This window comes from Affinirhizobium straminoryzae, from assembly GCF_007004135.1.
In the GTDB taxonomy this organism is placed as follows: Bacteria; Pseudomonadota; Alphaproteobacteria; order Rhizobiales; family Rhizobiaceae; genus Neorhizobium; species Neorhizobium straminoryzae.
In genome coordinates this window covers 70,052-96,863 of sequence record NZ_VJMG01000004.1, presented here as the reverse complement: position 1 = coordinate 96,863, position 26,812 = coordinate 70,052, and the positions used below count along the sequence as shown (strand labels likewise).

General features: G+C 63.8%; 30 protein-coding genes. 17 read left to right on the top strand and 13 right to left on the bottom strand.

Annotated features, from left to right (window positions below; translation table 11 throughout):
* Window positions 1–77 precede the first annotated feature (77 nt).
* The 13 genes from FNA46_RS01575 (at window position 78) to FNA46_RS01515 (ending at window position 13,084) form a co-directional block, all read left to right on the top strand.
* On the top strand, window positions 78–2,393 hold the full coding sequence (locus FNA46_RS01575; protein ID WP_142880583.1) for a bifunctional salicylyl-CoA 5-hydroxylase/oxidoreductase: 2,316 nt from the start codon (window positions 78–80) through the stop codon (window positions 2,391–2,393).
* Between the two features lie 7 nt (window positions 2,394–2,400).
* Window positions 2,401–3,186 carry an SDR family NAD(P)-dependent oxidoreductase gene (locus FNA46_RS01570; protein ID WP_142880582.1) on the top strand — a complete coding sequence of 262 codons (786 nt, stop codon included), beginning with the start codon at window positions 2,401–2,403 and terminating at the stop codon, window positions 3,184–3,186.
* A gap of 22 nt (window positions 3,187–3,208) precedes the next feature.
* A complete protein-coding gene (locus FNA46_RS01565) occupies window positions 3,209–3,628 on the top strand; it encodes an acyl-CoA thioesterase (RefSeq protein WP_142880581.1) in 420 nt (139 codons plus the stop codon).
* A complete protein-coding gene (locus tag FNA46_RS01560) occupies window positions 3,621–4,016 on the top strand; it encodes a RidA family protein (RefSeq protein ID WP_142880634.1) in 396 nt (131 codons plus the stop codon). Before FNA46_RS01565 ends, FNA46_RS01560 begins: the two co-directional genes overlap by 8 nt.
* A 32-nt stretch (window positions 4,017–4,048) precedes the next feature.
* Complete coding sequence (locus tag FNA46_RS01555) at window positions 4,049–4,474, top strand: cupin domain-containing protein (protein ID WP_142880580.1); 426 nt, start codon at window positions 4,049–4,051, stop codon at window positions 4,472–4,474.
* Complete coding sequence (locus tag FNA46_RS01550; protein ID WP_142880579.1) at window positions 4,474–5,322, top strand: fumarylacetoacetate hydrolase family protein; 849 nt, start codon at window positions 4,474–4,476, stop codon at window positions 5,320–5,322. The genes FNA46_RS01555 and FNA46_RS01550 overlap by 1 nt, the downstream gene beginning before the upstream one ends.
* A 2-nt stretch (window positions 5,323–5,324) precedes the next feature.
* Window positions 5,325–6,116 carry an SDR family NAD(P)-dependent oxidoreductase gene (locus FNA46_RS01545; protein ID WP_142880578.1) on the top strand — a complete coding sequence of 264 codons (792 nt, stop codon included), beginning with the start codon at window positions 5,325–5,327 and terminating at the stop codon, window positions 6,114–6,116.
* Between the two features lie 179 nt (window positions 6,117–6,295).
* Window positions 6,296–7,225, top strand: a complete 930-nt coding sequence (locus tag FNA46_RS01540; RefSeq protein WP_142880577.1) for an ArsR/SmtB family transcription factor — start codon at window positions 6,296–6,298, stop codon at window positions 7,223–7,225.
* 123 nt (window positions 7,226–7,348) lie between these two features.
* Window positions 7,349–8,860: an arabinosylfuranosidase ArfA gene (gene arfA / locus FNA46_RS01535; protein ID WP_142880576.1), complete on the top strand. Its 1,512-nt coding sequence runs from the start codon at window positions 7,349–7,351 to the stop codon at window positions 8,858–8,860.
* Window positions 8,861–8,867: 7 nt separating this feature from the next.
* Window positions 8,868–9,938, top strand: coding sequence for an ABC transporter ATP-binding protein (locus tag FNA46_RS01530; RefSeq protein ID WP_142880575.1), 1,071 nt, complete (start codon window positions 8,868–8,870; stop codon window positions 9,936–9,938).
* An 89-nt stretch (window positions 9,939–10,027) separates the two neighbouring features.
* Window positions 10,028–11,302, top strand: coding sequence for an extracellular solute-binding protein (locus tag FNA46_RS01525; RefSeq protein ID WP_142880574.1), 1,275 nt, complete (start codon window positions 10,028–10,030; stop codon window positions 11,300–11,302).
* Window positions 11,303–11,381: 79 nt separating this feature from the next.
* Entirely contained in the window at window positions 11,382–12,260 is an 879-nt protein-coding gene (locus tag FNA46_RS01520) for a carbohydrate ABC transporter permease (RefSeq protein WP_142880633.1), read from the top strand.
* Window positions 12,257–13,084 carry a carbohydrate ABC transporter permease gene (locus FNA46_RS01515; protein WP_142880573.1) on the top strand — a complete coding sequence of 276 codons (828 nt, stop codon included), beginning with the start codon at window positions 12,257–12,259 and terminating at the stop codon, window positions 13,082–13,084. The genes FNA46_RS01520 and FNA46_RS01515 overlap by 4 nt, the downstream gene beginning before the upstream one ends.
* Before the next feature lie 12 nt (window positions 13,085–13,096).
* On the opposite strand, the gene FNA46_RS01510 is transcribed toward FNA46_RS01515, so the two are convergent.
* The 13 genes from FNA46_RS01510 to FNA46_RS01450 form a co-directional block, all read right to left on the bottom strand.
* The gene (locus tag FNA46_RS01510) at window positions 13,097–13,954 is read right to left on the bottom strand and encodes a F0F1 ATP synthase subunit gamma (RefSeq protein WP_142880572.1); all 858 of its coding nucleotides are present in this window, start codon (window positions 13,952–13,954) and stop codon (window positions 13,097–13,099) included.
* Window positions 13,951–15,501: a F0F1 ATP synthase subunit alpha gene (locus tag FNA46_RS01505; RefSeq protein WP_142880571.1), complete on the bottom strand. Its 1,551-nt coding sequence runs from the start codon at window positions 15,499–15,501 to the stop codon at window positions 13,951–13,953. Before FNA46_RS01505 ends, FNA46_RS01510 begins: the two co-directional genes overlap by 4 nt.
* Window positions 15,494–16,231: a F0F1 ATP synthase subunit delta gene (locus tag FNA46_RS01500; RefSeq protein ID WP_142880570.1), complete on the bottom strand. Its 738-nt coding sequence runs from the start codon at window positions 16,229–16,231 to the stop codon at window positions 15,494–15,496. The genes FNA46_RS01505 and FNA46_RS01500 overlap by 8 nt, the downstream gene beginning before the upstream one ends.
* A gap of 12 nt (window positions 16,232–16,243) precedes the next feature.
* Window positions 16,244–16,489, bottom strand: coding sequence for a F0F1 ATP synthase subunit C (locus tag FNA46_RS01495; RefSeq protein WP_142880569.1), 246 nt, complete (start codon window positions 16,487–16,489; stop codon window positions 16,244–16,246).
* A gap of 2 nt (window positions 16,490–16,491) precedes the next feature.
* Window positions 16,492–17,193: a F0F1 ATP synthase subunit A gene (locus tag FNA46_RS01490; RefSeq protein WP_210245841.1), complete on the bottom strand. Its 702-nt coding sequence runs from the start codon at window positions 17,191–17,193 to the stop codon at window positions 16,492–16,494.
* Window positions 17,193–17,495, bottom strand: coding sequence for an N-ATPase subunit AtpR (locus FNA46_RS01485; protein WP_210245840.1), 303 nt, complete (start codon window positions 17,493–17,495; stop codon window positions 17,193–17,195). Before FNA46_RS01485 ends, FNA46_RS01490 begins: the two co-directional genes overlap by 1 nt.
* On the bottom strand, window positions 17,482–17,802 hold the full coding sequence (locus tag FNA46_RS01480; RefSeq protein WP_142880567.1) for an AtpZ/AtpI family protein: 321 nt from the start codon (window positions 17,800–17,802) through the stop codon (window positions 17,482–17,484). The genes FNA46_RS01485 and FNA46_RS01480 overlap by 14 nt, the downstream gene beginning before the upstream one ends.
* A complete protein-coding gene (locus tag FNA46_RS01475; protein WP_246102754.1) occupies window positions 17,799–18,245 on the bottom strand; it encodes a F0F1 ATP synthase subunit epsilon in 447 nt (148 codons plus the stop codon). Before FNA46_RS01475 ends, FNA46_RS01480 begins: the two co-directional genes overlap by 4 nt.
* The gene (gene atpD, locus FNA46_RS01470) at window positions 18,245–19,693 is read right to left on the bottom strand and encodes a F0F1 ATP synthase subunit beta (protein WP_142880565.1); all 1,449 of its coding nucleotides are present in this window, start codon (window positions 19,691–19,693) and stop codon (window positions 18,245–18,247) included. Before atpD ends, FNA46_RS01475 begins: the two co-directional genes overlap by 1 nt.
* Window positions 19,694–19,894: 201 nt before the next feature.
* Window positions 19,895–21,160 (bottom strand): ABC transporter substrate-binding protein, encoded by a 1,266-nt coding sequence (locus FNA46_RS01465; protein WP_142880564.1) that lies wholly within the window; start codon window positions 21,158–21,160, stop codon window positions 19,895–19,897.
* A gap of 1 nt (window position 21,161) precedes the next feature.
* Entirely contained in the window at window positions 21,162–22,208 is a 1,047-nt protein-coding gene (locus tag FNA46_RS01460) for an aldo/keto reductase (protein ID WP_142880563.1), read from the bottom strand.
* A gap of 4 nt (window positions 22,209–22,212) precedes the next feature.
* Window positions 22,213–22,557, bottom strand: coding sequence for a TIGR04076 family protein (locus tag FNA46_RS01455; protein WP_142880562.1), 345 nt, complete (start codon window positions 22,555–22,557; stop codon window positions 22,213–22,215).
* A 10-nt stretch (window positions 22,558–22,567) separates the two neighbouring features.
* Entirely contained in the window at window positions 22,568–23,281 is a 714-nt protein-coding gene (locus FNA46_RS01450) for a GntR family transcriptional regulator (protein ID WP_142880561.1), read from the bottom strand.
* 100 nt (window positions 23,282–23,381) lie between these two features.
* Here FNA46_RS01450 and FNA46_RS01445 point away from each other — a divergent pair, with 100 nt between their 5' ends.
* The 4 genes from FNA46_RS01445 to FNA46_RS01430 are packed head-to-tail and all read left to right on the top strand — an operon-like array spanning window position 23,382 to window position 26,810.
* Window positions 23,382–24,182, top strand: coding sequence for an ABC transporter ATP-binding protein (locus FNA46_RS01445; RefSeq protein WP_142880631.1), 801 nt, complete (start codon window positions 23,382–23,384; stop codon window positions 24,180–24,182).
* The gene (locus FNA46_RS01440; RefSeq protein WP_142880560.1) at window positions 24,179–24,922 is read left to right on the top strand and encodes an ABC transporter ATP-binding protein; all 744 of its coding nucleotides are present in this window, start codon (window positions 24,179–24,181) and stop codon (window positions 24,920–24,922) included. The genes FNA46_RS01445 and FNA46_RS01440 overlap by 4 nt, the downstream gene beginning before the upstream one ends.
* Entirely contained in the window at window positions 24,919–25,830 is a 912-nt protein-coding gene (locus tag FNA46_RS01435) for a branched-chain amino acid ABC transporter permease (RefSeq protein WP_142880559.1), read from the top strand. The genes FNA46_RS01440 and FNA46_RS01435 overlap by 4 nt, the downstream gene beginning before the upstream one ends.
* Window positions 25,827–26,810, top strand: coding sequence for a branched-chain amino acid ABC transporter permease (locus tag FNA46_RS01430; protein ID WP_142880558.1), 984 nt, complete (start codon window positions 25,827–25,829; stop codon window positions 26,808–26,810). Before FNA46_RS01435 ends, FNA46_RS01430 begins: the two co-directional genes overlap by 4 nt.
* Window positions 26,811–26,812 lie beyond the last annotated feature (2 nt).

Below are 26,812 nucleotides of genomic sequence, written 5' to 3'. Positions count from 1 at the left end.
TCGGGTCTCTAGATACTTTAACCTTAAAATAAATCGAAGCCCTTCCGCGATCGAGGGGCGCGACCACGGAGGGTTTCATGCGTATCGTCTGCATTGGCGGGGGGCCTGCGGGGCTTTATTTTGCGCTTCTGATGAAGAAGCTGCATCCGGACCACACGGTCACGGTGGTGGAGCGGAACCGTCCCTATGACACCTTCGGATGGGGGGTGGTGTTCTCCGACCAGACGATGCAATCGATGCGCGCCTGGGATGGCGAAAGTGCCGCCGAGATCGAGGACGCCTTCAACCACTGGGACGATATCGAGGTTCTGTTCAAGGGAACCCGTCAGCGCACCACCGGTCATGGTTTCGTCGGCATCGGCCGCCGCAAGCTGCTGAACATCCTGCAGGCGCGCTGCGAGGCGCTGGGCGTAGAGCTGGTCTTCGAACGGGAAGCCGAGAGTGATCTGGATTTCCCTGAGGCTGATCTGGTGATCGCCTGCGACGGCGTGAACTCCCGTATCCGCGCCCGTTACGCCGAGGTGTTCCAGCCCGACATGGTGGTTCGTCCGAACCGCTATATCTGGCTTGGTACCCACAAGCTGTTCGACGCCTTCACCTTCGATTTCCGCAAGACGGATCACGGCTGGTTCCAGGCGCATATCTACAAGTTCGATGACAAGACCTCGACCTTCATCATCGAAACGACGGAAGAAGCCTACCAGGCTCACAAGCTCGGCGAGATGTCGCAGGACGAGTCGATCCGGTTCTGCCAGGACCTTTTTGCCGAGACGCTGGAGGGCGCGGAGCTGATGACCAATGCGCGCCATCTGCGCGGCTCTGCCTGGCTGAACTTCCAGCGGCTGATCTGTGGCACCTGGAGCCATTTCAACGGCAACAGTCACGTGGTCCTGATGGGGGATGCCGCCCACACCGCCCATTTTGCCATCGGCTCCGGCACCAAGCTCGCGATTGACGATGCGATCGAACTCGCGAACCAGTTCAACAAGGCCGGCCACGGCAAGGGCAGTATTGCCAATGTCCTCAAGATCTATGAGGAGATCCGCCGCGTCGACGTCGCCCGCATCCAGAATGCGGCCCGCAATGCCATGGAATGGTTCGAGGTCGTCGGCCAACGGTATGCGGACACGCTGGAGCCGGAACAGTTCATGTATTCCATGCTGACCCGCTCGCAGCGTATCAGCCACGAAAACCTGCGCCTGCGCGACAAGACGTGGCTGGAAGGCTACGAGCGCTGGTTTGCCGCAAAACAGGGCCTCAATGTGACGGAAGGCGAGCGCTGCCTGCCACCGATGTTCACGCCCTACAAGCTGCGTGATCTCACACTGCCGAACCGCATCGTCGTCTCGCCCATGGCCATGTATTCTGCCAAGGACGGTCTGATCGACGACTTCCATATGGTGCATCTCGGCAGCCGCGCGCTGGGCGGCGCGGGTCTCGTCTTCGCCGAGATGACCTGCGTGTCGCCTGATGCCCGCATCACACCCGGCTGCCTCGGCCTCTGGAACGATGAGCAGATGGAAGGCTGGAAGCGGCTTGTCGCCTTCGTCCACGGCAATTCCAGTGCCAAGGTCGCCGTTCAGCTTGGCCATGCCGGCCGCAAGGGCGCGACCAAGCTTGCCTGGGAAGGTATCGACCAGCCGCTCGAAAGCGGCGACTGGCCGCTCCTGTCGGCCTCGGCGCTGCCGTACCTCAAGCACAGCAAGGTGCCGAAGGCGATGGACCGGGCCGACATGGACCGCGTCAAGGCCGATTTCGTCGCCGCCACGAAGCGTGCGGCGGAAGCCGGCGTCGACTGGCTCGAATTCCACGCCGCCCATGGCTATCTGATGTCCAGCTTCCTGTCGCCACTGACCAACCGGCGCGAGGACGAATATGGCGGCAGCCACGAGAACCGGGCGCGCTATCCGCTGGAAGTGTTCAAGGCGGTGCGCGAAGCCTGGCCGGCCGACAAGCCGATCTCGGTGCGCCTCTCCTGCCACGACTGGTTCGAGGGCGGCAATACGCCGGAGGATGCGGCGATCTTTGCGCAGATGTTCAAGGATGCCGGCGCCGACCTCATCGACTGCTCGTCGGGTCAGGTATGGAAGGAAGAGCAGCCGGTCTATGGCCGTCTCTTCCAGACACCCTTCTCCGACAAGATCCGCAACGAGATCGGCATCGCAACCATCGCGGTCGGAGCCATTTCGGAAGCAGATCACGCCAATTCGATCATCGCGGCCGGTCGTGCCGATCTCTGCGCTGTTGCCCGTCCGCATCTGGCAGACCCCGCCTGGGCGCTGCACGAGGCAGCCAGGATCGGTCTGACGAACGTGGCGTGGCCGAAACAGTACATGTCCGGCAAGTATCAGTACGAGGCGAACCTCGCCCGTGCCGCAACGCCTTCGAAGTGAGGCGGACGTGGCGCACTCGCTTCAGGACAGGCATGTTCTCGTCACCGGCGCCGGTTCCGGCATCGGTGCGGCCATCGCACGCCGGCTCGCGCGCGACGGCGCCCGGTTGACGCTGGCCGGCCGCCGTGCGGAACCGCTGGAGGCTCTGGCCGGCGAACTCGGCGGCGAGCGGGCCTTTCCCCTCGCCGGCTTCGATGTCACCGATGCGCAGGCCATCGCGGCGGGGCTGGAAAAGGCGCGTGCGAACTTCGGCCCCGTCTCGATCCTCGTCAACAATGCCGGCGAAGCGCCGAGTGCGTCTTTCGAGAGGACGAGCCTCGACCTCTGGTCGAAGGTGCTGGCCGTCGATCTGACCGGCGTCTTCCAGGTGACGCAGGCAGTCCTGCCGGATTTGAAGGCGCATGGGACAGGTGCCCGCATCATCACCATCGCCTCGACCGCCGGGCTGACGGGCTATGCCTATGTCTCTGCCTATTGCGCCGCCAAGCATGGGGTGATCGGGCTGACGCGGGCGCTGGCGCTGGAGCTTGCCCGCAGCGGCATCACCGTCAACGCGGTCTGTCCGGGCTTCACCGACACTCCGATCATTGCCCGTTCGATCGAGACGATCATGCAGAAGACGGGGCGCAGCGCCGAGGAGGCGCTGGCCGAATTCACCAGGTCAAATCCGCAGGGACGTCTCGTCGCCCCCGAGGAGGTGGCCGATAGCGTCGCGTGGCTTGCCGCACCGGGCGCCTCTGCCGTGACCGGGCAGGCGATCGCGGTCGCCGGCGGCGAGATCATGGCCGGATAACAGGAAAATCGGGAGAAACCCCATGCCCTTCACCATTTCAAAGCCGATGCGGTTCGGCGATTGCGACCTGACCGGGATCGCCTATCACCCCGCCTACCTGTCGATGCTGGTCGACGTCAACGAGGCAATGTTCGCCTCCTTCGGCATCACCTGGAAGGAGATCATGTTCGAGCGCAAGCTCGGTCTGCCGACCGTGACGCTGAACCTCGAATTCAAGAAGCCGGCCGTTTATGGCGACGTGCTGGATTTTGCCGTCACGGTGCGCGCCATCGGCCGCGCCTCGCTCGATCTCGAAACGGTGGTCACCGTGGACGGCGACATCATCTGGACGGTGCGCCAGCGCATCGTGATGACCTCGACGATCGATCACAAGTCCCATCCCTGGCCTGACGACATCCGGGCAGGCCTTACCCGTTATCTGGAGCCCCGTCATGATGCATGAAATCATCCAGCCCGAAGGCTGGGCCAAACCCATCGGCTATTCCAACGGCATCAGTGCCCGTGGCCGCATCGTGCAGGTCGGGGGGCAGATCGGCTGGGATGAACAATGCCAGTTCCATTCCGACGACTTTGTCGATCAGGTGCGCCAGACGCTGACCAACATCGTCACCGTTCTGGCGGCTGCGGACGCCAAGCCGGAACATCTGATCCAGATGACCTGGTATTTTACCGACCGCGACGCCTATCGCTCGCGCATGCGCGAGGTCGGCGAGGTCTACCGCGCCATCATCGGCCGGCATTTCCCGCCCATGGCCGCCGTACAGGTGGTGGCGCTGATGGAAGACCGCGCCAAGGTCGAGATCCAGGCGCTCGCCGTCGTGCCGGACTGAGCGCGATATCCATTTAACCCGAGGAGGACAACATGAACACCAAGGTTATGCCCGTCGTCACCCGCAAGGGGCAGGAAGACACCGGAACCGGCCAGTCCGGCGGCTGCGTGCGCGTCTCCGGCGTCAGCCCCCAGCATACGCCGGCCACGAAAATCTGGTTCGGCAAGGTTTCCAACGAACCCGGCTACCGCTCCTATCCGCATCACCATGGCGAGGCCGAAACCGGCGGATATGTGCTGAAGGGCAAGGGCCGCATCTACTTCGGCGAGAACTGGCAGGAATATCTCGACATGGAAGAGGGCGACTTCATCTTTGTGCCGCCGCACTGGCCGCATATCGAGGTCAACATGTCGACCACCGAAGAACTGGTGTGGCTGACCACCCGCACCCCGGACAATATCGTCGTCAACCTGCCCGACGTCGATGACAGCATCCTCGTTGGCTACAGGCGCGCCTGATGAAACTCCTCCGTCATGGCCCGGCGGGCGCCGAAAGACCCGCCCTTCTCGATGCGGACGGCAAGATCCGCGATCTCTCCGGCATCGTTGCCGATATCGCCGGTGACACGCTCTCCGACGAAGGCCTCGCACGTCTGCGGGCCATTGATCCGGCGAGCCTTCCCGAAGTCACCCCCGCGCGCATCGGCGCCTGCGTCGCGCGGCCCGGCAAATTCATCTGCGTGGGCCTCAACTATGCCGACCACGCGAAGGAAACCGGCAAGGCGCCGCCGGAGGAACCGATCCTCTTCATGAAGGCTACCTCCGCCGTGGTCGGCCCGAATGACGATATCGAGATCCCCCGCGGTTCCACCAAGGCGGACTGGGAAGTCGAACTCGGCGTCGTGATCGGTACACGCGCCAAATATGTCTCCGAGGACAAGGCGCTTGAACATGTGGCGGGCTATTGCGTCGTCAACGACGTGTCCGAACGCGCCTTCCAGTCGGAGCGCGGCGGCCAGTGGACCAAGGGCAAGAGCCATGACACCTTCGGCCCGATCGGCCCCTGGCTGGTGACGCGCGACGAGGTGGCGGACCCGCAGAACCTTGCGCTCTGGCTTGATGTCGACGGCGTTCGCCGCCAGACCGGGTCCACTGCCACGATGATCTTCGGTGTCGCTCATCTCGTCAGCTATATCAGCCAGTTCATGACGCTGGAGCCTGGCGACATCATCGCCACCGGCACGCCACCCGGTGTCGGCATGGGCATCCGTCCCGAGCCGGTCTTCCTGAAGCCCGGTCAGGTGATCACGCTCGGCATAGACGGTCTGGGCAGCCAGCATCAGGCGACCATCGAGGCGAGGGACTGACCATGACCGATCTCGCAGGCAAACTCGCCATCGTCACCGGCGGTGCACGCGGACAGGGCGAGGCGGAGGCCCGGCTGCTGACCGCCAGGGGGGCGGCCGTCATCATCGCCGACGTTCTGGCCGATGAAGGGCGCGCGCTCGCGGACGCCCTGCAGGCAGAGGGCCGCGAGGCCCGCTTCGCCTTTCTCGACGTTTCCGACCCGACGAGCTGGGATGGGATCATCGCGCTTGCCCGCGACTGGAAGGGGCGCATCGACATCCTCGTCAACAATGCCGGCATCATCAACCGCACGCTGGTGGAGACGACGGCGCTCGACGCCTGGGAGCGGGTGCTGAAGGTGAACCTCACCGGCGCCTTCCTCGGCATCCAGGCGGTGGCGCCGCTGATGGCCAAGGGCGGTGGCGGCTCGATCATCAACATCTCGTCGAACAGCGGCTTTTCCGGCCATTACGATCCGGCCTACACGGCGAGCAAATGGGGCCTGCGCGGTCTGACCCGCAGCGCTGCCATGGAGTTTGCGACCAAGGGCATCCGCGTCAATGCGATCTGCCCCGGCCTGGTGGTGACCGGGCTCAATGCCGGCAGCCCGCATCTGAGGCCGATGATCGAGATGACGCCGATGAAGCGCAGCGGCAAGCCGGAAGAAATTGCCGAACTGGTGCTGTTCCTCGCTTCGGACGCCTCCAGCTTCATCACCGGCGAGGATTTCGTCATCGATGGAGGCTTCACGGCCGGCGCCGCCTATCGCCGCGTCGCCGTCGAAACCGGCATCTACAAGGATGCGACCGACTGAAATCGAGTGCCGGCGGCTTTCCCCTGGCCGCCGGCAGCGCCTCCCCCGCCGATATCCGCGCCCTCCGTTGCGGCCATTCGAAAAATCGTCTCGCCGCGTGCACAGCTGATCGACAGCTGCCCTCCGTTCCTTTAAATCAGATAGCTCGATACACATCTGTCTGGGCCGGATAACAACGCATGACCACCAATTTTCTGCTGATCGATGCCGAGAAGGAATTCGACGTCCTGAAGGCCGCCGCCTCGCTGGTGCGCGTCCAGATCCTCAAGGTGCTGCATGAATCCAACGGCCTGAATGTCAACGAGATCGCCGATCGGCTGCAGCAGCCGCAATCCTCGATTTCCGCCAGCGTGGCGGTGCTGGAGGCGGCCGGACTGGTCCGCACCGAAACGAAAAAAGCGCGCAAGGGCAGCCAGAAGATCTGCTTTGCCACCTGTGATGAGCTGATCATCTCCTTCCACAAGCCGGAAAAGGCGGCGGATGCGAACCTGATCAGCGTGTCCATGCCGCTTGGCCTCTATACCCAAAGCTCCGTCACGGCCCCCTGCGGTATCTGTTCGCCCGATGGCATCATCGGTCTCCTCGATGTCCCCGATACCTTCATGGACCCGGACCGGATGAAGGCGGCGCTGCTTTGGTTTACCTCGGGCTATGTGGAATATCAGTTTCCCAACAACGCCAAGATTCAGGGTCGCACCATCGAGGAGATGGAGTTCTCCATGGAAGTCAGTTCCGAAGTGCCGGGCACGCACAGCAACTGGCCCTCGGATATCACGCTTTCGGTCAACGGCGTGGAACTCGGCGTCTGGACCTCGCCCGGCGATTTCGGTGACAAGCGCGGCACCTATACCCCCGATTGGTGGAAGCTTTCCGGCTCGCAATACGGCATGCTGAAGACTTGGCGGATCACCAATGACGGCGCCTTTGTCGATGGCAAGCGCATCTCAGATGTTTCTCTGAAGGATCTCGATCTGTCAGCGCATCGCTCCATCCGCCTGCGCATTGAGGTCAAGCAGGATGCCCGCCATCCGGGTGGTCTCAACATCTTCGGACGCGGTTTCGGCAATTACGACCAGGAGATTCTGCTGCGGCTGCGCACCGCCGTGTGAAATCCGACAATCGATCAAAAGTATGATTTTAGACGTTGACATCAGGTCGACCTCCGATAACAATATCATAAAATAGAGTTTGTACCAAAATTTTTGATACAAACTTGCATGGGAGGAGACCTTATGAAAACGCGTGTTTCCGTCCACCGGGATTTCCGGATTGGGCGCATTGACGATCGTCTGTATTCTGCCTTCATCGAGCACATGGGCCGCGCCATCTATGGCGGCATCTATGAGCCGGGCCATCCGGAAGCCGATGCAAACGGCTTCCGCAAGGATGTGCTGAAATTCGTGCAGGACCTCAAGATCCCGGCGATCCGTTATCCCGGCGGCAATTTCGTCTCTGCTTATCGCTGGGAAGACGGGATCGGCCCGCGCGACCAGCGGCCGATCCGCCTCGATCTCGCCTGGCGCTCCAAGGAAACCAACCAGATCGGCATCAACGAGTTTGCTGCCTGGGCCGGCATGGCTGGCATCGAGATGATGCTTGCCGTCAACCTCGGCTCGCGCGGCCTCGATGATGCGCGCAACTTCCTCGAATACGTGAATTTCCCGGGCGGCACGGCGCTGAGCGACCTGCGCCGCAGCCATGGCGCCAACGAACCGCACGGCGTCAAGATGTGGTGCCTCGGCAACGAGATGGACGGCCCCTGGCAGATCGGCCACAAGACGGCCGTGGAGTATGGCCGTCTCGCCAACGAAACCGCCAAGGCGTTCAAGGGCTTCGACCCGACCATCGAGGCGATCGTCTGCGGCAGTTCCAACGACCGCATGCCGACCTATCCCGAATGGGAGCGCGAGGTTCTGGAGGAGTGCTACGAGAATGTCGACCACATCTCGCTGCACAAATATTTCGGCAACAACAGCCGCGACACGCTGAACTATTTCGGCAAGATCGAGGAAACGGGCCGCTACATCCAGACCATCGGCGGCGTCATCGATTACGTGAAGGCGAAGAAGCGCGCCAAGAATGATGTCGGCATCTGCTTCGACGAATGGAACGTCTGGTATCATATCCGCGAGGAAGACGGGCAGCGCATCAAGAGCTGGGATTGGCCGGAAGCCCCTGCCCTGCTCGAGGAAACTTACAATTTCGAGGATGCGCTCTTTGTCGCCGGCCTGCTGAACGAGTTCATCCGTCGCTCCGATCGCGTCCGCATCGCCTGCATCGCCCAGCTCGTCAACGTGATCGCGCCGATCCGCGCCGAGAAGAACGGTCCGGCCTGGCGCCAGACGATCTACTACCCCTACCAGTTCGCCTCGCTCTATGGTCGCGGTGAGGCGCTGAACGTCGCCGTCGATTGCCCGACCTATGACTGCAGCACGGCCGATGACGTGAAATATCTGGACGTTGCCGGTGTCTACAATGCGGACGAGAGCGTGGTCACGCTGTTCGTGCTGAACCGTCACCTGACGGAAACGGCGGAACTCGATGTCAGCCTGATCGGCTATTCCAGGCCGGAACTTGCCCTGCATCTCGTCATGGAAGGCCATGATCTGCGCATCGGCAACGGCCCTGATGCGCCGGATCGCGTCGTTCCCGTCACCGGCAGCGGCGTTGCCGTCGAGGATGGCGCGCTGAAGGGCAGGCTTGCGCCGCTTTCGTATCATGTCTTGCGCGTGAAGGTTCAGTGAGGCGGCCATGGGTGTCCGCCTCACCAATGTCGCCAAGACGTTTGGCAGTTTCCACGCCCTGCGCGATGTCTCCATGGAAATCCCGACGGGCAGCTTTGCCGTGTTCGTCGGCCCTTCCGGCTGCGGGAAATCCACGCTGCTGCGCATGATCGCAGGTCTGGAGGAGACGAGCGGTGGCGAGATCGTCATCGACGACCGTGACGTGACCGCCGTCGAGCCCGCCGAGCGGCAGGTTGCCATGGTGTTCCAGAACTATGCGCTCTATCCGCATCTCTCCGTGTTCGAGAACATGGCCTTCAGCCTGCGGCTCGCCCGCCGGCCGAAGGAGGAGGTGAACAGGCGGGTGCAGGAGGCCGCGCGGATCCTGCAACTCGGGGAGCATCTTCCTAAGAAGCCCTCGCAGCTTTCGGGCGGCCAGCGCCAGCGCGTGGCGATCGGCCGCGCGATCGTGCGCCAGCCGAAGGTCTTTCTGTTCGATGAACCGCTGTCGAACCTCGATGCGGAACTGCGCGTGCAGATGCGGCTGGAACTGACACGACTGCACCGCCAGCTGGGCGCCACGATGATCTACGTCACGCATGACCAGGTGGAGGCCATGACACTGGCCGACCTGATCTTCGTGCTGAAGGGCGGCGTGGTGCAGCAGGCCGGCGCGCCGCTTGCCCTCTACGACGATCCCGACAACCGCTTCGTGGCGGGCTTCATCGGCTCGCCCTCGATGAACTTCCTGCCGACGGTGATCGCCGCGCGCGAGGGACACCGGGTGACCTTGCAGCTGGAAGGCAGCGAGCACGCTTTTACGGCCGACCTTTCCGGCCAGGCAGCCGTCGGCCAGGCGGTCGAGATCGGGGTGAGGCCCGAGCATTTCAGGATCGGCGGCGCGGGGCTGCCGGTGCAGGTGGAGGTCGCCGAGGAGCTTGGCGACGTCTCCTATCTCTATGCCCGCACGGCAAGCGGGCGGGAAATCGTGGTGCAGCGGCAGGGGTCCCGCGACCGGCTGGACGGTCAGACCGTCCAGCTTTCTGCAGAACCGCGGCACGTGCTGGTCTTCGATGGTGAAGGCCGCAGGCTTCGCTAGGGCGCGAGGAGGCGTCCGGTGAATGGGATCACCTGTCCGCATCGGACCGGGCAGAGCATGATCATGTGAGAAAAACGGGAGGAGAAACGATGAGACTGATCAAGACGATACTTCTTGGCACGGCGCTCAGCCTTGCCGCCCTGCCGGCGCTTGCCAAGCAGGATATCATCTGGTGGGACTTCCTGTCCGGCGGCGACGGCGTGCGCATGAAGGCGCTCATCGATGCCTTCAACAAGGAACATCCGGACATCCAGATCAAGGGGACGACGCTCGAATGGGGCGTGCCCTTCTACACCAAGGTCCGTACGGCCTCTGCCGTTGGCGAAGGCCCTGATGTAATGACCTACCACCTGTCTCGCGCGCCGCTCGGCCTCGAGGAGAAGGTCCTGAGCGAGATCACCCCGAAGGATCTTGAGGATGCCGGCCTCAAAACCGGCGATTTCTTCGATGCGCCGATCAAGGCCGCCACCCATGACGGCAAGCTCTATGCGGTGCCCTTCGATATCCACGCGCTCATTCTTTATTATAATGCCGACATGCTGAAGGGCTCGCCCTATCTCGATGCCAACGGCAAGCTGACCGGCATCAAGACGCTCGCCGATTTCGAGGCGGCGCTGGCCTGGCTGAAGGGCAAGGGCGTGCCGACGCCGGTGACCTATCAGTCCGGCGGCGATGCAGGCGTCTGGCGCGTCTTCTACACGCTTCTGTCGCAGCAGGGCGGTGAATTCGTCACCAATGGCAAGGTGCTGGATGGCGACAATGCCGAGAAGGCTGCCAAGGTGATCGACACCATGTCGCGCTGGCGTGAAAAGGGCTGGGCGCCGGAACAGGCGGAATACCAAGCTTCCGTGGCGCTCTTCTCGGCCGGCAAGTCCGCCTTCCAGCTGAACGGCGTCTGGGAAGTGCCGACCTACAAGGACCTGGAAAAGAACGGCAAGCTGGGCTTCAAGTGGAGCGCCGTGGAAATTCCGCCCTTCATGGGCAAGCGCGCCACCTGGGCGGATTCGCATGCCTTCGCCATTCCCAACGAGGGCGCCAAGACCGTGTCCGGCGAAAAGCGCGCCGCGGTCATGAAGGTGATCGGCTGGATGGAAAAGCATGCGATCGGCTGGGCCGATGCCGGCCATATCCCGGCCTACAAGGCGGTGACCGAAAGCGCGGACTACAAGGCGCTGCAGCCGAACGCCACCTATGCGACGCTGGCCGAGGCGGCAGCCTTCGATCCGCAGACCCGCATCACCGGCGTCGCCTCGCCCGCCTATGATGCCTCGCTCAACATCATCGCCCCGGCCATCCAAGGCTATATGAGCGGTGCGGATGCCGTCCAGCAGATCAAGACCGAGCTTCAAGGCAAGCTCAAGTGATCTGCCTTCGCCCTCCGGTTCCCTTCGCCGGAGGGCGATTTTCGCACGCCCTGACATGCTGGAGGTCGCAACCGTGGCAATGATCGAAAACCGGCGCAAGAAGTCGCTGATTGCCCTGACCATGGTCACGCCCTTTGTGGTGACCTTTTCCGTCTTCTTCCTCTACCCGATGCTGGACATGATCCGCATCAGCTTCACCGATGCGCCGCTTGTGGGCGCGGGGCACTGGGTCGGCTTCGACAATTATCTGAAGCTGTTCGGCGACCGGCTGTTCACGCTGTCGCTGAAGAACAATGCCTATTTCGTGGCGCTTACCGTCATCCCGACCACGGTGATCGCACTTCTGATCGCGCTTGCCATCAACCGCCTGTCGGGCTTTCGCCAGACGTTCGTCATGAGCCTGTTCTTCATGCCCTATGTGCTGCCTGTCTCGGTGGTGACGGAACTGTGGGCCTGGATGCTCGACCTGCAGTTCGGCGTGCTGCAGCCGGTGATCGCGCTGTTTACCGGCAAGCCGGTCGCCGTCTTCAAGAACCCCTACTGGGTAATGCCGATGGTGGCGGTGGTGACGATCTGGTGGACCAACGGCTTCAATGTGCTGCTGTTCATCGCCGGTCTGCGCAATATTCCAAGCGAACTCTATGAGGCGGCCTCGCTGGATGGCGCGACCACCTGGCAGAAATTCTCGCGCGTCACCTGGCCGCTGCTTTGGCCGGTCACGGCCCTGGTGCTGACCCTGCAGCTCATCCTGCAGCTGAAGATCTTCGACCAGATCTATCTTCTGAGCGGCGGCGGTCCGTTCAACTCGTCCTACGTGCTGCTCCTGAAGGTCTATCGCGAGGCCTTCCAGTCCAACAATGGCGGCTATGCCTCGGCGGTGGCGACGGTGCTGTTCCTGCTGATCGTGGTCATTTCCGTCCTGCAATTCCAGCTTCTGCGCATCCGGAGAGCCTCATGAGCCCGATGAGACGCCTCGAAAACATCGTGTTGACCGTGCTGACCCTGATGGCGGCGCTGGTGTGGATCTTTCCGCTCTACTGGGGCTTCCTGACCTCGATCCGCTCGGAGGAGAACGCGGCCGGCAGCGTCTCCATCCTGCCGGACGAGTTTCAGCTGAAGGCCTATCTGGATGCGATCTTCAACACCAAGCTGATGCTCTGGTATGTGAATTCCATCGGAACAGCGACCATCGTCACCGTGCTTGTCATCCTGATCTCGATGCTCTGTGCCTACGCGCTCTCGCAGATCCGCTTTCCCGGTCGGCGGCTGCTTTACGGCCTCGTGCTGGGCAGTTTCATGGTGCCGGGGCAGACGCTGGTCGTTACCCAGTTCATCCTGATGAAGGACCTGAACCTCATCAACACCTGGGCCGGCATCATCCTGCCGCAGCTGATCGCGCCGATCGTCATCATCGTCTACAAGCAGTTCTTCGACGGTGTGCCGAAGGAAATGCGGGAAGCCGTGGTGCTGGATGGCGGCGGCGAATATACGATCCTGTTCAAGGTCTTCCTGCCGCTCAACTGGGGCATCACCACCGCCATGTCGATCGTCACCTTCATCGGCGTCTGGAATGCCTTCTTCTGGCCGTTCCTGGTGGTTACCTCGGAGGACATGATGACGGTGCCGGTCGGCATCACCCAGGTCAACGATGCCTTCGGCATTCATTATGCGCGGCTGATGGCGGTCGCCATGCTGGCGGCCATGCCTGTCATCCTTGCCTATGTCATCTTCCAGCGGCGCGTCACCGATGCCATCATGATCTCGTCCGGCGTGAAGGGGTAAGGCCGGCCCTGTTCAGGCGGATGCCGAGGACAGAATGCTGGTGCTGAGTTCGCTGATTTCGTTGCTGATCTCCTCCTGCCGCTGGCGGCGGGCGGAGGCGGTGAGCGTCTCCAGCGTTTCCGAGACGTTGCGCTCCGCCGACATCATGGCGCGCATGCGCGTTTCATTTTCCGCGGCATAGGAGAGCACGACCGCCTCGCAGATTTCGGCGAAGACATATTCTTCCGCAAGGCTTTCGAACAGGGTTTCGGGAGAGAGATGAAGGAGGGGCGGCGTGCGGCCGGCCGGCCGGTCCAGCTGGCTGGCGTCGAAAGGAATGATCTGCCGTTCGATGATGTCTGCCATCGCCCCGCCCGGATGGGCGTAGAGCAGCGAGACGCGCTCCACCGGACCCTTGCCGATCCGCTCGTAGATTTCCTCCATGATGTGGTTGCTGAGGCTCGCTGCCTCGGCGGTGGCGGAAATCATCGGCGCGGACCATGAGGGCTGCAGATCGCGCTCCAGTGCCGCGAGAAGCCCGCGATCCCCGATCAGCAGCAATTTGACAGCCTGGTCCTGACTGTCGTTACGCAGGCGGACGAACCGGTCGAGGATGCGCCGGCTGAAGCCTCCCGCAAAGCCTTGCTCCGCACAGAGGGCGACGACGAGATGCGAGCCTTTGCGCCATCGGGCGGTAGCGGGCGTTTGTCGCGACGGAGCCACGCGGCCGATTGCGGCCGCAATGGTCGCGGCATAGGCCTGCACCCCGGCGAGATGATGGCTGGCCTCTTGCGCGCGGGCGGCCGCCATGCCGCGCATCGCCTCGATCACCGAAGACAGCTGCTCGACGGAGCGGATGCGCGCCTCGATATCGGTCAGCCGCTCGCTCATGCGGCCTCCGGTGTGGTCGGAGTGGCGCGCGCCAGATCGCTGCCCAGCATCCGCACGGCCTCGATCAGCTGTTTGCGGATCTCCTCCGACAGCATGCCGCTGCCTGCCAGCTGGTCGACGGCGGTCCGCGCCTGTGCGTCGAGATGGGCCGGCAGACGCTGGCAAAGATCCGGGATCACCTCGACGGGCATGGCATCCAGCACGCCATCATTGAGGGCGGCCAGCAGCGCCACCTGATCGGCCATGCGCAGGCCGCGAAAGCGTGGCTGGGTGAGCAGGGCGCGGATGCGCTTGCCATGCTCGATCTGCGGCTTGACCCGCGTATCGGACATGCCGCCGAAGCGGGTAAAGCTCTCCAGTTCGAGAAACTGCGAATAATCGAGCCGGATGCGGCCAGAGACATCCCGCAACGCCTTCTTCTGCGCCTTGCCGCCGACGCGGCTGACGCTGAGGCCGACATCCACCGGCGGTCGCTGGTCGAGCGCCAGAAGCCGGGTGGAGAGCACGATCTGGCCATCGGTGATCGAAATCAGGTTGGTGGGGATATAGGCCGACAGATTGCCGGCATCCGTCTGGGCAATCGGCAGTGCCGTGATCGATCCTCCGCCAAGCGCCGGCGACAGCTTGGCCGCGCGTTCCAGCAGCCGCGCATGGATATAGAAAATGTCGCCCGGATAGGCCTCGCGCCCAGGGGGCTCGCGCGTCAACAGCGCCAGTTCGCGGTGGGTGGCGGCATGTTTGGTGAGATCGTCGATGACGATCAGCACATGCTGGCCGCGATCGCGGAAATATTCGGCCATCGAGAAGGCGGCGAAGGGGGCGATCCATTGCAGGCCCGCCGCCGAGGAGGCCGCGGCCACCACGAAGATGCAGCGCTCCGGCGCGCCATGGGCGCGTACGGCCGCGATCACCCGTTCGACATCGGACGCGCGCTGGCCGATCGCCACGTAGACGCAGATCATGTCGGACTGCTTCTGGTTGACGATGGCATCGACGCCGATGGAGGTCTTGCCGGTGGCGCGGTCGCCGATGATGAGTTCACGCTGGCCGCGCCCGAGCGCAAAGAGCGCGTCCACCACCAGAATACCGGTCTCGGCCGGTTCGCTCACCAGATCCCGCTCGATGATGGAGGGGGCCGGCCGCTCCGCCGGCAGCATGTCGGTGGCCTGAATGGGCGGCCCCCCATCCAGCGGCCGTCCCAGCGGATCGACGACGCGGCCAAGCAGTGCCGGCCCCACCGGCACGGTCACCACCGTACCGGTGCCGCGTACCCGCGAGCCGGCTCGTACCGCCTCGCCCTCGTCCAGCAGCACGGTGCCGATGTCTCGGGCTTCCAGGGTCAGCGCGAAACCCAGCCGGTCGTTGTCGAACAGCAGCAACTCGTTCAGCCGCACGTCCGGCAGGCCGGAGACGCGGGCGATGCCATCCGCCACCTGTTCGACGCGCCCGAGCGAGGCTGCATCGGCCGACAGCGTGACATCGGCGAGTTGCTGCTGCTGGTGCGCGAGCCAGCCCTTCGTGCCTGTGGCGTCCGGCGTATCAGTCATGATGGATCAACCTTGCTTCGATGCGTTCGAGATCGGCGCGGAAACTGTTGCGCACCAGGGCATGCGGCGCCTCGAGTTCCAGCCCCGCGAGGAGCGAAGGGTCGGTCTCGGTGGTGAGGGTGACGGAGCGGCCGAGGATTCTTTCCAGCACGTCCTGGCAGGTTTGCCGTTCGGCATCCGTCAGCGGGCGCGCTGCGGTGAGGATCAGCGGCTGATCCGGGTTGCCCATGCCGGCGCGTGTCTCTTCCGGCAGATGGGCGACAGCCTCGGACAAGCCGTCGATGAAACCGGATACCAGCAGTTCGTAGGGCAGGCGGGCGAGAAGCTTGCGGGTGATTTCCAGCGAAAGCCGGCTGGCTTGCGTCGCAAGCCGTGTCATTTCCGCCTCCTTCAACGCGACGGTCGCGACCTCCGCATCCGCGCGGATCCTTGCCGCATCCCTGTTTGCATCGGAGAGGATCGCCTCGGCGGTCGCCCTCGCCTGCGCTTCCGCATCGGCCATCACACGCCCCCGCTCGGCGGAAAGCCTGTCGGCATTCACCTGCACTTCTGCCTCGTGGGCAAGGGCTGCCGTACGGCTTGCCTCGGCCTGCGCCAGCACCGCATCGGCCGCCTCCTGCCGCTTCCGCACGATGTCGGCCACGGGGCGAAAGAGGAAGCGGGAAAAGATCCACAGAAGGACGCCGACATTGAGCGCCTGAAGACCGAGCGTCCACCAGTCGATGTGCATGGGAACAACCCGTCACTTCACGAAGGGATTGGCAAACAGCACTAGCAGCGCGATGACGAGGCAGTATATCGCCATGGTTTCGATCATCGCGAGGCCGACGAACAGCGTGCGCGAGAGCGTGCCGGCCGATTCCGGCTGACGGGCGATGGCATCCATTGCTGCGGCAACCGCCCGGCCTTCGGCAAGTGCCGGGCCTATGGCGCCGAAGCCGACGGCAAGCGCTGCGGCAATGATGCTGATGGCGGGCAGGATATCCATGGTCAGTCTTCCTTCTGCGGCGGTTGGGGTTCCGGCTTGCCGCCCTCTTCGCCGCTGACGGCGGAGCCGAGGAAGACGGTCGCCAGGATGGCGAAGATGTAGGCCTGAACGGCACCGGTCAGCAGATCGAGTGCCATCAGTGGGATAGGCACCAGCAGGCCGGCGAGCGACAGCACGATGCCGATGACGAAGACGCCGCTCATCACATTGCCGAACAGGCGCACGATCAGCGAAAAGGTGCGGGTGATCTGTTCGATGATGTTGAGCGGGATCATCACCCAGCTCGGCTCGGCGAAGGTCTTGAGATATCCGCCAAGGCCGCGCACCCGGATGCCGAAGTAAAGGGTGGCGCCGCCAACAAGGGCCGCCAGCGCTGCATCCGTCTCGATATGGGCGGTTGGTGGTTCGACGCCGGGGATCAGCGACGACCAGTTGGCGATGAAAATGAACAGAAACAGCGTGCCGATCAGTGTACGGTACGGCGCGGGATCGACCTGCATGCTCTCGCGGATCTGCCCGTCGATGACCTCGACGATCATCTCCAGCACGGCTTGCACCGGGCCTGCCTTGATGGTCAGGCGGCGGGTGGCAAGCCACAGGCCGAGCGTCATGACGGCCATGATGCCCCAGGTGACCACCACGGGGTCCGAGACGGGGATCGGCCCGATATGAAACAGGACATCGGTCGAGAGCGGCGAGGAGATCATGAGGCCCGCCTTTCCCGCTTGAGGATCAGCGCACGGCTGAGCAGAAGGCCGGACAGGCAGGCGAGAAGGGCGACGGCCCCGATCTTCGCCATCACGGCCATGACCGCGATCAGCAGGCCGAAGCGGACAAGCTGCAGCAGGAAAGCCCGGCCAAACCGGCCTTGCGCGAAAAATTCGGTATTCCGCTTCAGCGTCAGAAAATGCAGGAGGCCGAGCGCCAGGCCGGCGGCGAAGCCGGTGAGGGCGGCAAGCGGGGCGGCAGCCGTCGCAAAAGATATCGGGATCTCAATCATGGCCATGCATCCATTTCCAGGCGGACCAGAGCCCGACCGCGGCGCCGGCGACGATCAGACCGGCAGAGAAGAGAATGCCGGTTGAAAGAAGGCGGTCGAGCCAGTGGCCGGCGAGAAGCCCGAGCAGGATCGGCACGACGATCGCCCAGCCGAGCACGCCGATCTGCGCCAGCCGACGGCTGAAGGGCGGCTCCGGATTGCTGTCCCCGGCCCTCTTGCGCTCCGCAGCCTGATGGGCGGCCTCGATCAGACGGTCGTCGCGCGGATCGGGACGCGCCGCCCTAGGCGCCGCCTTTTCCGGTTTCTTGCTCATGGGGCCCCCTCCCGGCTGTCGAAGGCCCCGCCCGTCTCACCCTGCGGATTGAGATAGTGCATCAGCTGACGCACCGCGCGCGCATGCACCCGCATCTGGGCAGTGGAGGCGCGGCGGGCGGCATCCCGTTCCTCTTCCACGAAGGCGGCGACATCGGCGGCCAGTGTGTCGAGCGCGGTGCCGAGCTTGCCCTGCCGGCAGGCGATCGCCACCTTGCTTCCCTGCGAAACCGTCATGATGCCGCCCCGCACGGCGCAAAAGCCCGCTTCGCCCGCCTCGGTCATCCAGCGCACCACCGAGACCGGCAGCGCGGTGAGGAAATCCACATGACCTGGCAGGATGCCGAAGCTGCCGCTCGCATCTTCTGCCCTGAGCGAGCGGATGGGGCTGGCCTCGACGAGCACGTCGAACGGCGTGCTGATGGTGAGGGCGAGCCTGCGCATCAGGCGGCCCTTTCGCCACTGGCGGATGCGGCACCGGCGGCCTGTCGCCCGGCCTCCTCCTTCTGCCGGGCTTCGTCGATGGTGCCGACCATGTAAAGCGAGTTTTCCTGCCAGTCGTCGCAGACACCGGAGAGGATCGCCTTGCAGCCGGCGATCGTATCGGCCAGGCTGACGGAGCGTCCGGGAATGCCGGTAAAGGCCTCTGTCACCACGAAGGGCTGGCTCAGGAAGCGCTGCAGCCGGCGCGCCCGCTGCACGACCTTGCGGTCGGCAGCGCCCAGCTCGTCCATGCCGAGCAGAGCGATCACATCCTGCAGTTCGCGGTAATGTTCGATGGCGCGGCGCACCGCCACCGCCGTATCCGCATGCTCCTTTCCCACCACATCCGCCTCCAGCAGGGTGGAGGATGAGGCGATCGGATCGACGGCGGGATACATGCCCTCGGCCGCCATGGCGCGCGACAGGACGACGGTGCTGTCCACATGCGCGGCAATGGTGGTGACGGCCGGATCGGTGAAATCGTCGGCCGGCACATAGACGGCCTCGATGGCGGTGACGGAGGCATCGCCGACCGATGCGATCCGCTCCTGCAGGGCGGCGACTTCACTGGCAAGTGTCGGCTGGTAGCCGACGCGCGACGGCAGGCGTCCGAGAAGACCCGAGACTTCCGCCCCCGCCTGGACAAAGCGGAAGATGTTGTCCATCAGCAGCAGCACGTTCTGCTGCTTCTCGTCGCGGAAATATTCTGCGATTGACAGCGCTGTCATCGGCACGCGCCAGCGCGCACCGGGCGGTTCGTTCATTTGCCCGTAGACGAGGGCCGTGCGCTCCAGCATGCGTGAGGCCGTCATGTCCAGCAGCATTTCGTGGCCTTCGCGCGAGCGCTCGCCGACGCCGGCAAAGACGGAAATGCCCTTGTAGCTTTTCACCATGGCCTGGATCAGTTCCATGACGAGAACCGTCTTGCCGACACCGGCGCCGCCGAACATGGCGGCCTTGCCGCCGAGCGGCAGCGGGGCGAGCAGATCCAGCACCTTGATGCCGGTGACGAACAGGGTGGTCTTGCCGGTCTGGGCCGACAGCGGCGGCGCGGCGCGATGGATGGGGCGACGGATCGTCTCGGGACCGAAGGCCGCGCCGTTGTCGCGCACGGTGCCGGTCACGTCGATCAGGCGGCCGAGCACGACATCGCCAACCGGCACGGTGACCGGACCTTGCGTGTTTTCGACCCGGCTGCCGCGCTTCAGGCCCATGGTGGCCTGCAATGCGATGGCGCGCACGGCAGTATCGCCGAGATGCGCCTGCACTTCCGCCAGCACGGGTTCTCCGTCGGTTTCGATGCGCAGCGCGTCATTGATGCGGGGGAGATGATCCGCCGGGAAGGCAACGTCGATGATGGCGCCGCGCACCGCGAGAACCTTGCCGTCGATGGATGCTGACTCTGCCATCCTGCCGCGTCTCCGCCACGTGAGCGATGCGTGGAAGGACCTCACGCATCAGATTGCCCGGTTGTGATGGCCTACCTTCCGCCGATGGGAGGACGTCGACATTGATGCATGTCAAAACTGACGGTGCATCGGATCGGTGCAAAGCGCGGAAACGAAGCGGGGGCCTTTCGGCCCCCGCTGGAGATCGGATGATCGGCGTCCTTACTTGGTGAGCTGTGCCTTGATCTTGGAAACCTCGTCGGCGCTCATCTCGCCGATGGTCGTCACCTGGCCGTCCTTGATCTTCCACAGACGGAAGGGGCCGGTGATGTCGCCATACTTGTCGAAGGAGACCGGGCCAATGACGCCTTCATACTTGACCGGCTTGCCGTCCTTGATCAGCTTCAGCGCCTTTTCGAATTCCGCCTTGCCGGCATGGATCGGCGTGCCGCCTTCGGCCACCACCTCGGAAATCGCGGTCTTGATGGCGGCCTTGTCCGCCTTGCCGGCCTTGGCGATGGCGAGCGCCACGATGGCACCGGCATCGTAGGAGCGGTCGGCGGCCGGCGCGCCCGGCGAAATGCCGCCGGAGAACTTTTCGTAATTGGCGTTGAAATACTCCGTCGAGGCCGTCGGGCTGGTGCCGGACGAAGTGCCGTAGGCATCGTTCAGATACTGTGCGCCGACGCTTTCGATGAAGTCCTTGGAGTTCATGCCGTCATTCAGCAGGAATTTGGCAGCGCCACCGCCGGAAAGCCAGGCGCGGGCGATCGTTGCGCCATCGACCGGCGTGCTGACGAGGTAGAGAGCGTCCGGATCGCCCTTCATCGCGGCACTCGCTTCAGAGGAATAGCTTGCCTGCTTTTCGTTGTAGGGCGTGGTGGAGGTGATCGTGCCGCCGAGCTTGGCATAGGCGGCCGTGAATTCCTTCACCATGTTGACGCCGAAGTCGTTGTTGACGTGGATGATGGCGATCTTCTTCAGGCCCTGGTCGAGAGCGTATTTCGCCGCCGCCGTGCCCTGCAGCGCATCCGACGTGATGGTGCGGAAGAACACGCCATTCGTCTTGCCGTCGCGGCCAAGCGCCGTCAGCGTCGGCGAGGACGAGGCGGGCGACACCTGCACGACGCCCGCCGGCGCCGTCACCGAGGTCAGGATCGGGATCGACACCGACGAGATGATGCCGCCGATGATGACCGGCACCTTCTTGATGTTTACGAGCTGGGTGGCCTGGTCGACGGCCACCGTGCCCTGGCTCTGGCTGTCGCGGGTGTCCATCACCAGCTTGCAGCCGCCGACGCCGCCGGCATCGTTGAAATCCTTGAAGGCCATTTCGACGGACTTGGCGCCCGCCTTGCCGTATTCGCCGGCAGGGCCAGTCAGTTCCATGACGACGCCGACGGTGATGTCGCAATCGGCGGAGAAGGCCGGGAGGGCCGAGACGGCAAGCCCAGCCAGCATGGTGGATGCAAGAACGAGTTTTTTCATGTCATTCCCCTTTGTTCAGATTGTATTTCATGATGCTGCCGTGACGTCCGTTGCGGTCGCGTTCGAGCGTGTAGACGTCACCCTCCAACTCCTTCGCCTCGGCCATCACGGCCTCGATATCGGAGAGATCCTTGTCCGACAGGGTGATGTCGGAAATGGCGAGATTTTCTGCCAGATGATCGCGGTTGCGCGCGCCGACGATGACGGCGGCCACACCGGGACGCCGCAGCATGGCGGCGCTGGCGATGGTTGCGATATCGGTCTGGTGGCGGTCGGCGATGCGCCGCAGTGTGCCAAGCAGCGCCTGGAACAGGTCCCAGCCGCCGATATCGTCGATGATCAGCTTGTATTTGGTGAGCGACCGGTTCTCGAGCGGATGCGCAGGCTCGGCAATGCCCAGCCACTTGTCGCTGAGGAAGCCGCCGGCCACCGTGCCGTAGCAGAACAGCGCGAAATCATACTGGGCGGCGAGCGACACCATGCGCTTTTCCGGCCGCCGGTCGAGCAGCGAATATTGCAGCTGCAGCGAGGCAAGCGGAATGCCGGCGGCGATGAGCGCTTCGATATGGTCGCTGTCGAAATTGGTGCCGCTGACCTTGTCGATCTTGCCGGCCTGCTGGAGCTCCTTCAGCCAGCCTGCCGTCTCCAGCCAGCCGTCGATGTCATAGGCCCACCAGTGGAACTGCACGAGGTCCAGCCGTTCGAGGTTGAGCCGCTTCAGCGAGGTATCGATGACGCCCTCGACGTAAGCCTTGCTGATGGTGGGCAGCACCGTAAGGTCCGGCACGAACTTGGTATGGACGCGAATGCGGCGCAGCGCCTCTTCACCGCGAAGGTCGCGATAGGCCAGGCGGAACTTGCCGATCAACTCCTCGACACCGGTATAGATATCGGCGCAGTCGAAGGTGGTGATGCCGGCATCAGCGAAGGCCACCATGTCGTCCACGGCGACGGCCGGATCGACGGCGCCGTGCCCGCCGGCAAGCTGCCAGCCGCCGCGGATGACGCGGGAGATTTCATAGCCGGGGGCGAGCGTGATGCGTTGCATGGGATCAGTCTTCTCTCAAGGGAACGGCAGTGGTTTCGGCATGGCTGAAGCGGCGAAGCCCGGTGCGGCGAATGCGCAGGCGCGTCGCGCAGTTCGGATCGGGACATGCGATATCCGCGTCCGTCGTCATCCAGTCATGCGGATGGGTGGGGCGCTGTTTGGCGGCCAGGAGCGGCAGCACGGAAGCGAGCGAATAGATGGAGATCCCCTGCCCCGGCGGCAGATACAGCATCTCGCCCTTCAGCTCGAAATGATCGCCGGGCTTGGCACCGCAATAAACGGGTCCGTCTTCCGGGACCACGACCTCGACATGCAGGTCGAAGAGTTCGAAGCTGTCATCCTTACTCATCGGCTTTTCCTCATGCGGCCTGATCGCCGGCATCGAGCCGGGCGCGTACGAGATCGAAGGAACGGCCGATATCGTTGGCGAGCGCCTGCATGGCCGTCTCGGCATCGCCGTTCTCGATCGCCTCGATCATCGCCCAGTGATGATCGGTCGCGGCAAGGCCACCCTGTTCGTCATGGATCTGCGCGGCGGCGCGAACCACGGGACCCGATTGCAGCCACAGGCTTTCGACAATCGGAATCAGCACATGCGAACCGGCGGCGCGATAGATGTGGAAGTGGAAGCGCTGGTTGAACTGCGAGGTGACGGGGCCGATGTCCTGACCATGCTCTTCGAAGGCATGATCGCAATCGTGATTGATCTGTTTGAGGATTGCGATGTCCTCGGCGCTGAGATTGGGCAGGGCAAGCTGGACGAGGCGGCCTTCGATCAGCACGCGCGCACGCTCCAGATCGTCCAGCCGCTGGCGGGTGATCAGCGGCACGCGCACGGTGCGGTTCGGCATGGCCTCGAGCGCCTGTTCCGAGACGAGGCGGCCGAGCGCTTCGCGCACCGGCATGGTGCTGGTCTGCAGCCGTTCGGCCAGATCAACGATCCGCAGCGGATCGCCGGCGGCAAAGCCGCCATTGATCAAGGTCTGGCGCAACTGGCCATAGACGCGATCCTGAACGGTTTCCCGTCCGACCGGCGTCAGCGCCTCGACGCTGTTCATCTGTGTTTCCGTCATCCCTGCCTCATGCATCAGCCGTTCAATTTTCCGGTTGATTTTCTTTTAGGCTTAAAGTTTGATCAAACATCATACATCAAATCAAGACCCAATTTTCATGATGACCGCAAGCGCAATTCCACAAAGCTCTGCCCACCCTCCCCCGATGATCGAGGCGAGACGCCTGACAAAGCGGTTTTTCGGCATGACGGCGGTGGACGGCATGTCGCTGACGGTCGGGCGTCAGGAGATGGTGGGTCTGATCGGCCCGAACGGGGCCGGCAAGACGACGATGTTCAGCCTGATTGCCGGCAGCATGCAGCCGACCTCCGGCGAATTGTGGATTGCCGGCCGCGAAGTTTCCCGCGAGGCGCCCGAAAAGCGCATCGGCCATGGGTTGGCCCGTACTTTCCAGATTCCAAAGCCCTTTGCCGAAATGAGCGTGCTGGAAAACCTGCTGGTTGGCGGGCAGCGCCAGCAGGGGGAAGGGTTGATCGCCAACTTTCTGAAGCCGGCGACGGTGCGTGCTGAGGAAAAGGCGCTGATCGAAAAGGCGCGTGGGCTTCTCGACTTCGTCACCCTCTCCCATCTCGAACACCAGCCGGCGCGGGTCTTGTCCGGCGGCCAGCGCAAGCTTCTGGAACTCGCCCGCGTGCTGATGGCCGATCCGGACGTGATCCTGCTCGATGAGCCGGCCGCCGGCGTCAATCCGGCGCTGCTGGAGGTCATCATCGAGCGCGTCATCGCGCTCAACAAACAGGGTAAGTCGATCCTGCTGATCGAGCACAACATGGACATGGTGTCGCGGCTCTGCACCCGCGTCGTTGCCATGGCGCTCGGCAGGCTGCTGGCGGAAGGCACGCCTGCGGACGTTGCCTCCAATCCGGCGGTCATCGAAGCCTATCTCGGAGGCGGCGCATGACGGCCCCCATTCTTTCGACCCACGGACTTGTGGCCGGCTACGAGCCGGACCTGCCGATCGTACGCGGCATTGATTTTTCCGTGTCGAGCGGCGAACTGGTGGTGCTGCTCGGTCCGAATGGTGCGGGCAAATCCACCTTCGTCAAGGCGATTGCCGGTCTGGTGCCCATCCATGCCGGCACGATGATGCTGAACGGACGCGACATCACCCATGTCAGCCCGCACCGCAAGGTGGCGGAGGGGCTGGCCTTCGTCCCGCAGACGGAAAACGTCTTTGCGACCATGACCATTCTGGAAAACCTGCAGATCGCGGTTGCGCATCTTCCGAAAGCAAAACGTGGCGCCGCCATCGAGGCGCTGTTTGCCCGCTTCCCGGATCTGGCTGCCCGGCCCTCGCGTCTGGCAGGCGCGCTGTCCGGCGGCCAACGGCAGATGCTGGCGGTGGCGCGCGCGCTGGCGCTCGATCCGCCGGTCATCATCCTCGACGAGCCCTCGGCCGGCCTTTCGCCCAAAATCGTCAGCGAAGTCTTCGACATGCTGAAGGCGATCAATGCCGGCGGCGTGACCGTGCTGCTGGTGGAGCAGAACGTGAAGGCAGCACTTGCGATTGCCAGCCGCGCCGTCATTCTTGCCGAAGGCCGCATTGCCCATGAAGGCCTGCCGGAGGAACTCGCCAGCGATCCGCTGGTCGGAAAGATCTATCTCGGCACCGCGCATGGCCATCAGGGGGCGCCCGCATGAACCCGCAATTCATCATGGACGGCCTGATTGCCGGTGCGATCATCGGCCTTGGCGCTGTCGGCGTGACGCTGACCTATTCCATTCTGCGCTTCTCGAATTTCGCCCATGGCGAGCTTTTGTCCTGGGGCGCCTATCTGGCGCTTGCGGTTGCCGGTGCGCTCGGCTTCCTGTCGGCAGGCCTGACAAAGCCCATCGCGCCCTTCTCCTTCGGCTGGGCGCTGCCCATCTCGGCCGTGATTGCGATTGGGCTGACGGGCCTTCTGGCGCTGGCGGTGGATGCCCTCCTCTTCTCCAGCTTCCGCCGTCGCGGCAGCGCGATCATCATCATGGTGATGGCAAGTTTCGGCGCGTCGCTGGCGCTGCGCAGCCTTCTGGAATTCCTGTTTACCTCGAAGCCCGCCTATTTCACCAAGGCGCTGCAGATTGCCATGAAGCTCGGCGGCGGTCTTCGCGCTACGCCGGACCAGTTGCTGATGCTGGGGGTGGCGCTGGTGGCCGTCGTCACCGTGCATCTTTTGATGACGCGCACGGATATCGGCCGCGCCATGCGGGCGGTCAGTGAGAATCCGGCACTCGCCAGCATTGCCGGCATCGATGTGCGCCGGGTGATCCGTACCGTCTGGTTCCTCGGTGCTGCCCTCGCCTGCGTCGCCGGCATCATGAGCGGGCTCCTGATCCAGATCCGCCCCTATCTCGGTCATGACCTGCTGCTGCCGCTGTTTGCCGCAGCCATCCTCGGCGGCATCGGTTCGGTGCCGGGCGCGATGCTGGCCGGCCTCATCATCGGGCTCTGCGAGGCGCTTGCCGTGCAGGCGGTGGGGGCGGAATGGCGCGCCGCCGTCTCCTTCGTCATCCTCATCGCCGTCCTCCTCGTGCGTCCGCGCGGCCTGTTCGGGAAAGCGTCATGACCCTCGATATCCTCGCCTATGCCGCCTTCTTCCTGTCGATGGCGCTGACCTATGCGATCATCTGCCTCGGGTTGAACGTGCAATGGGGCATGACCGGCCTGTTCAATGTCGGCATTGCCGCCTTTGTCGCCGTCGGCGCCTATACCTCGGCGCTGCTCACCACCCCGCCGAGCCCGGACCGTTTCGGCGGTTTCGAGCTGCCGATCTTCGTCGGCTGGCTGGGGGCGGCTGTGACCTCCGGTCTGCTCTCCTGGGCGGTCGGGGCGCTCACCATCCGGCTGCGGTCCGATTATCTGGCGATCGCCACCTTCGGCATCGCGGTTACCGTACAGCTCTGCATGCTGAACCTGCAGCCATTGACCGGTGGCCCCTTCGGCATCGGCTTCATTCCGCGCCCTTTTGCCGAGCTGCAGGACAATGCGCTTGCGTTCAGCCTCGCCAATTTCGCCGTCATGGCGATCGTGGTGATTGCTCTCTATTTGGCGCTTGAACATCTGGCGAAAAGCCCGTGGGGCCGCGTGCTGCGGGCCATCCGCGAGGATGAGATGGCGGCGCAGGCGCTTGGCAAGCGGCCGATCCGCTTTCGCCTGCAGGCCTTTACGCTGGGCGGCGCCATCATGGGGCTTGCCGGTGCGGCGCAGGCGCATTTCATCGGCTTCATCGCGCCCGACAACTACATGCCGATCCTCACCTTCCAGGTCTGGGCCATGCTGATCGTCGGCGGCTCCGGCAACAATCGCGGTGCGATTGCCGGTGCCATTCTCGTCTGGGGGCTCTGGGCGCTGTCTGCCGCTGCCGTCTCCACCTTCGTCCCGGCAGAACAGCAGGCGCGCGCCGCCTCGCTGCAGATCGTCGCCATCGGCGTCGGCCTCTGCCTCATGCTTCTCTGGCGCCCGCGCGGCCTGTTCGGCGAGGTCAGTCCGCTGACCCGCCTGAAATCGCTGCGCAGCGCCCCATCCAAGGCCCCATCCAAGGAATGACC

What these genes read in the sequence shown, in the direction of transcription:
- FNA46_RS01575 (WP_142880583.1), top strand. Translation starts at nt 78, where the DNA reads ATGCGTATCGTCTGCATTGGCGGGGGGCCTGCGGGGCTTTATTTTGCG.
- FNA46_RS01565 (WP_142880581.1), top strand. Translation starts at nt 3,209, where the DNA reads ATGCCCTTCACCATTTCAAAGCCGATGCGGTTCGGCGATTGCGACCTG.
- FNA46_RS01560 (WP_142880634.1), top strand. Translation starts at nt 3,621, where the DNA reads ATGCATGAAATCATCCAGCCCGAAGGCTGGGCCAAACCCATCGGCTAT.
- FNA46_RS01555 (WP_142880580.1), top strand. Translation starts at nt 4,049, where the DNA reads ATGAACACCAAGGTTATGCCCGTCGTCACCCGCAAGGGGCAGGAAGAC.
- FNA46_RS01550 (WP_142880579.1), top strand. Translation starts at nt 4,474, where the DNA reads ATGAAACTCCTCCGTCATGGCCCGGCGGGCGCCGAAAGACCCGCCCTT.
- FNA46_RS01545 (WP_142880578.1), top strand. Translation starts at nt 5,325, where the DNA reads ATGACCGATCTCGCAGGCAAACTCGCCATCGTCACCGGCGGTGCACGC.
- FNA46_RS01540 (WP_142880577.1), top strand. Translation starts at nt 6,296, where the DNA reads ATGACCACCAATTTTCTGCTGATCGATGCCGAGAAGGAATTCGACGTC.
- arfA (WP_142880576.1), top strand. Translation starts at nt 7,349, where the DNA reads ATGAAAACGCGTGTTTCCGTCCACCGGGATTTCCGGATTGGGCGCATT.
- FNA46_RS01530 (WP_142880575.1), top strand. Translation starts at nt 8,868, where the DNA reads ATGGGTGTCCGCCTCACCAATGTCGCCAAGACGTTTGGCAGTTTCCAC.
- FNA46_RS01525 (WP_142880574.1), top strand. Translation starts at nt 10,028, where the DNA reads ATGAGACTGATCAAGACGATACTTCTTGGCACGGCGCTCAGCCTTGCC.
- FNA46_RS01520 (WP_142880633.1), top strand. Translation starts at nt 11,382, where the DNA reads ATGATCGAAAACCGGCGCAAGAAGTCGCTGATTGCCCTGACCATGGTC.
- FNA46_RS01515 (WP_142880573.1), top strand. Translation starts at nt 12,257, where the DNA reads ATGAGCCCGATGAGACGCCTCGAAAACATCGTGTTGACCGTGCTGACC.
- FNA46_RS01510 (WP_142880572.1), bottom strand. Translation starts at nt 13,954, where the DNA reads ATGAGCGAGCGGCTGACCGATATCGAGGCGCGCATCCGCTCCGTCGAG.
- FNA46_RS01505 (WP_142880571.1), bottom strand. Translation starts at nt 15,501, where the DNA reads ATGACTGATACGCCGGACGCCACAGGCACGAAGGGCTGGCTCGCGCAC.
- FNA46_RS01500 (WP_142880570.1), bottom strand. Translation starts at nt 16,231, where the DNA reads ATGCACATCGACTGGTGGACGCTCGGTCTTCAGGCGCTCAATGTCGGC.
- FNA46_RS01495 (WP_142880569.1), bottom strand. Translation starts at nt 16,489, where the DNA reads ATGGATATCCTGCCCGCCATCAGCATCATTGCCGCAGCGCTTGCCGTC.
- FNA46_RS01485 (WP_210245840.1), bottom strand. Translation starts at nt 17,495, where the DNA reads ATGGCCATGATTGAGATCCCGATATCTTTTGCGACGGCTGCCGCCCCG.
- FNA46_RS01480 (WP_142880567.1), bottom strand. Translation starts at nt 17,802, where the DNA reads ATGAGCAAGAAACCGGAAAAGGCGGCGCCTAGGGCGGCGCGTCCCGAT.
- FNA46_RS01475 (WP_246102754.1), bottom strand. Translation starts at nt 18,245, where the DNA reads ATGCGCAGGCTCGCCCTCACCATCAGCACGCCGTTCGACGTGCTCGTC.
- atpD (WP_142880565.1), bottom strand. Translation starts at nt 19,693, where the DNA reads ATGGCAGAGTCAGCATCCATCGACGGCAAGGTTCTCGCGGTGCGCGGC.
- FNA46_RS01465 (WP_142880564.1), bottom strand. Translation starts at nt 21,160, where the DNA reads ATGAAAAAACTCGTTCTTGCATCCACCATGCTGGCTGGGCTTGCCGTC.
- FNA46_RS01460 (WP_142880563.1), bottom strand. Translation starts at nt 22,208, where the DNA reads ATGCAACGCATCACGCTCGCCCCCGGCTATGAAATCTCCCGCGTCATC.
- FNA46_RS01455 (WP_142880562.1), bottom strand. Translation starts at nt 22,557, where the DNA reads ATGAGTAAGGATGACAGCTTCGAACTCTTCGACCTGCATGTCGAGGTC.
- FNA46_RS01450 (WP_142880561.1), bottom strand. Translation starts at nt 23,281, where the DNA reads ATGACGGAAACACAGATGAACAGCGTCGAGGCGCTGACGCCGGTCGGA.
- FNA46_RS01445 (WP_142880631.1), top strand. Translation starts at nt 23,382, where the DNA reads ATGACCGCAAGCGCAATTCCACAAAGCTCTGCCCACCCTCCCCCGATG.
- FNA46_RS01440 (WP_142880560.1), top strand. Translation starts at nt 24,179, where the DNA reads ATGACGGCCCCCATTCTTTCGACCCACGGACTTGTGGCCGGCTACGAG.
- FNA46_RS01435 (WP_142880559.1), top strand. Translation starts at nt 24,919, where the DNA reads ATGAACCCGCAATTCATCATGGACGGCCTGATTGCCGGTGCGATCATC.
- FNA46_RS01430 (WP_142880558.1), top strand. Translation starts at nt 25,827, where the DNA reads ATGACCCTCGATATCCTCGCCTATGCCGCCTTCTTCCTGTCGATGGCG.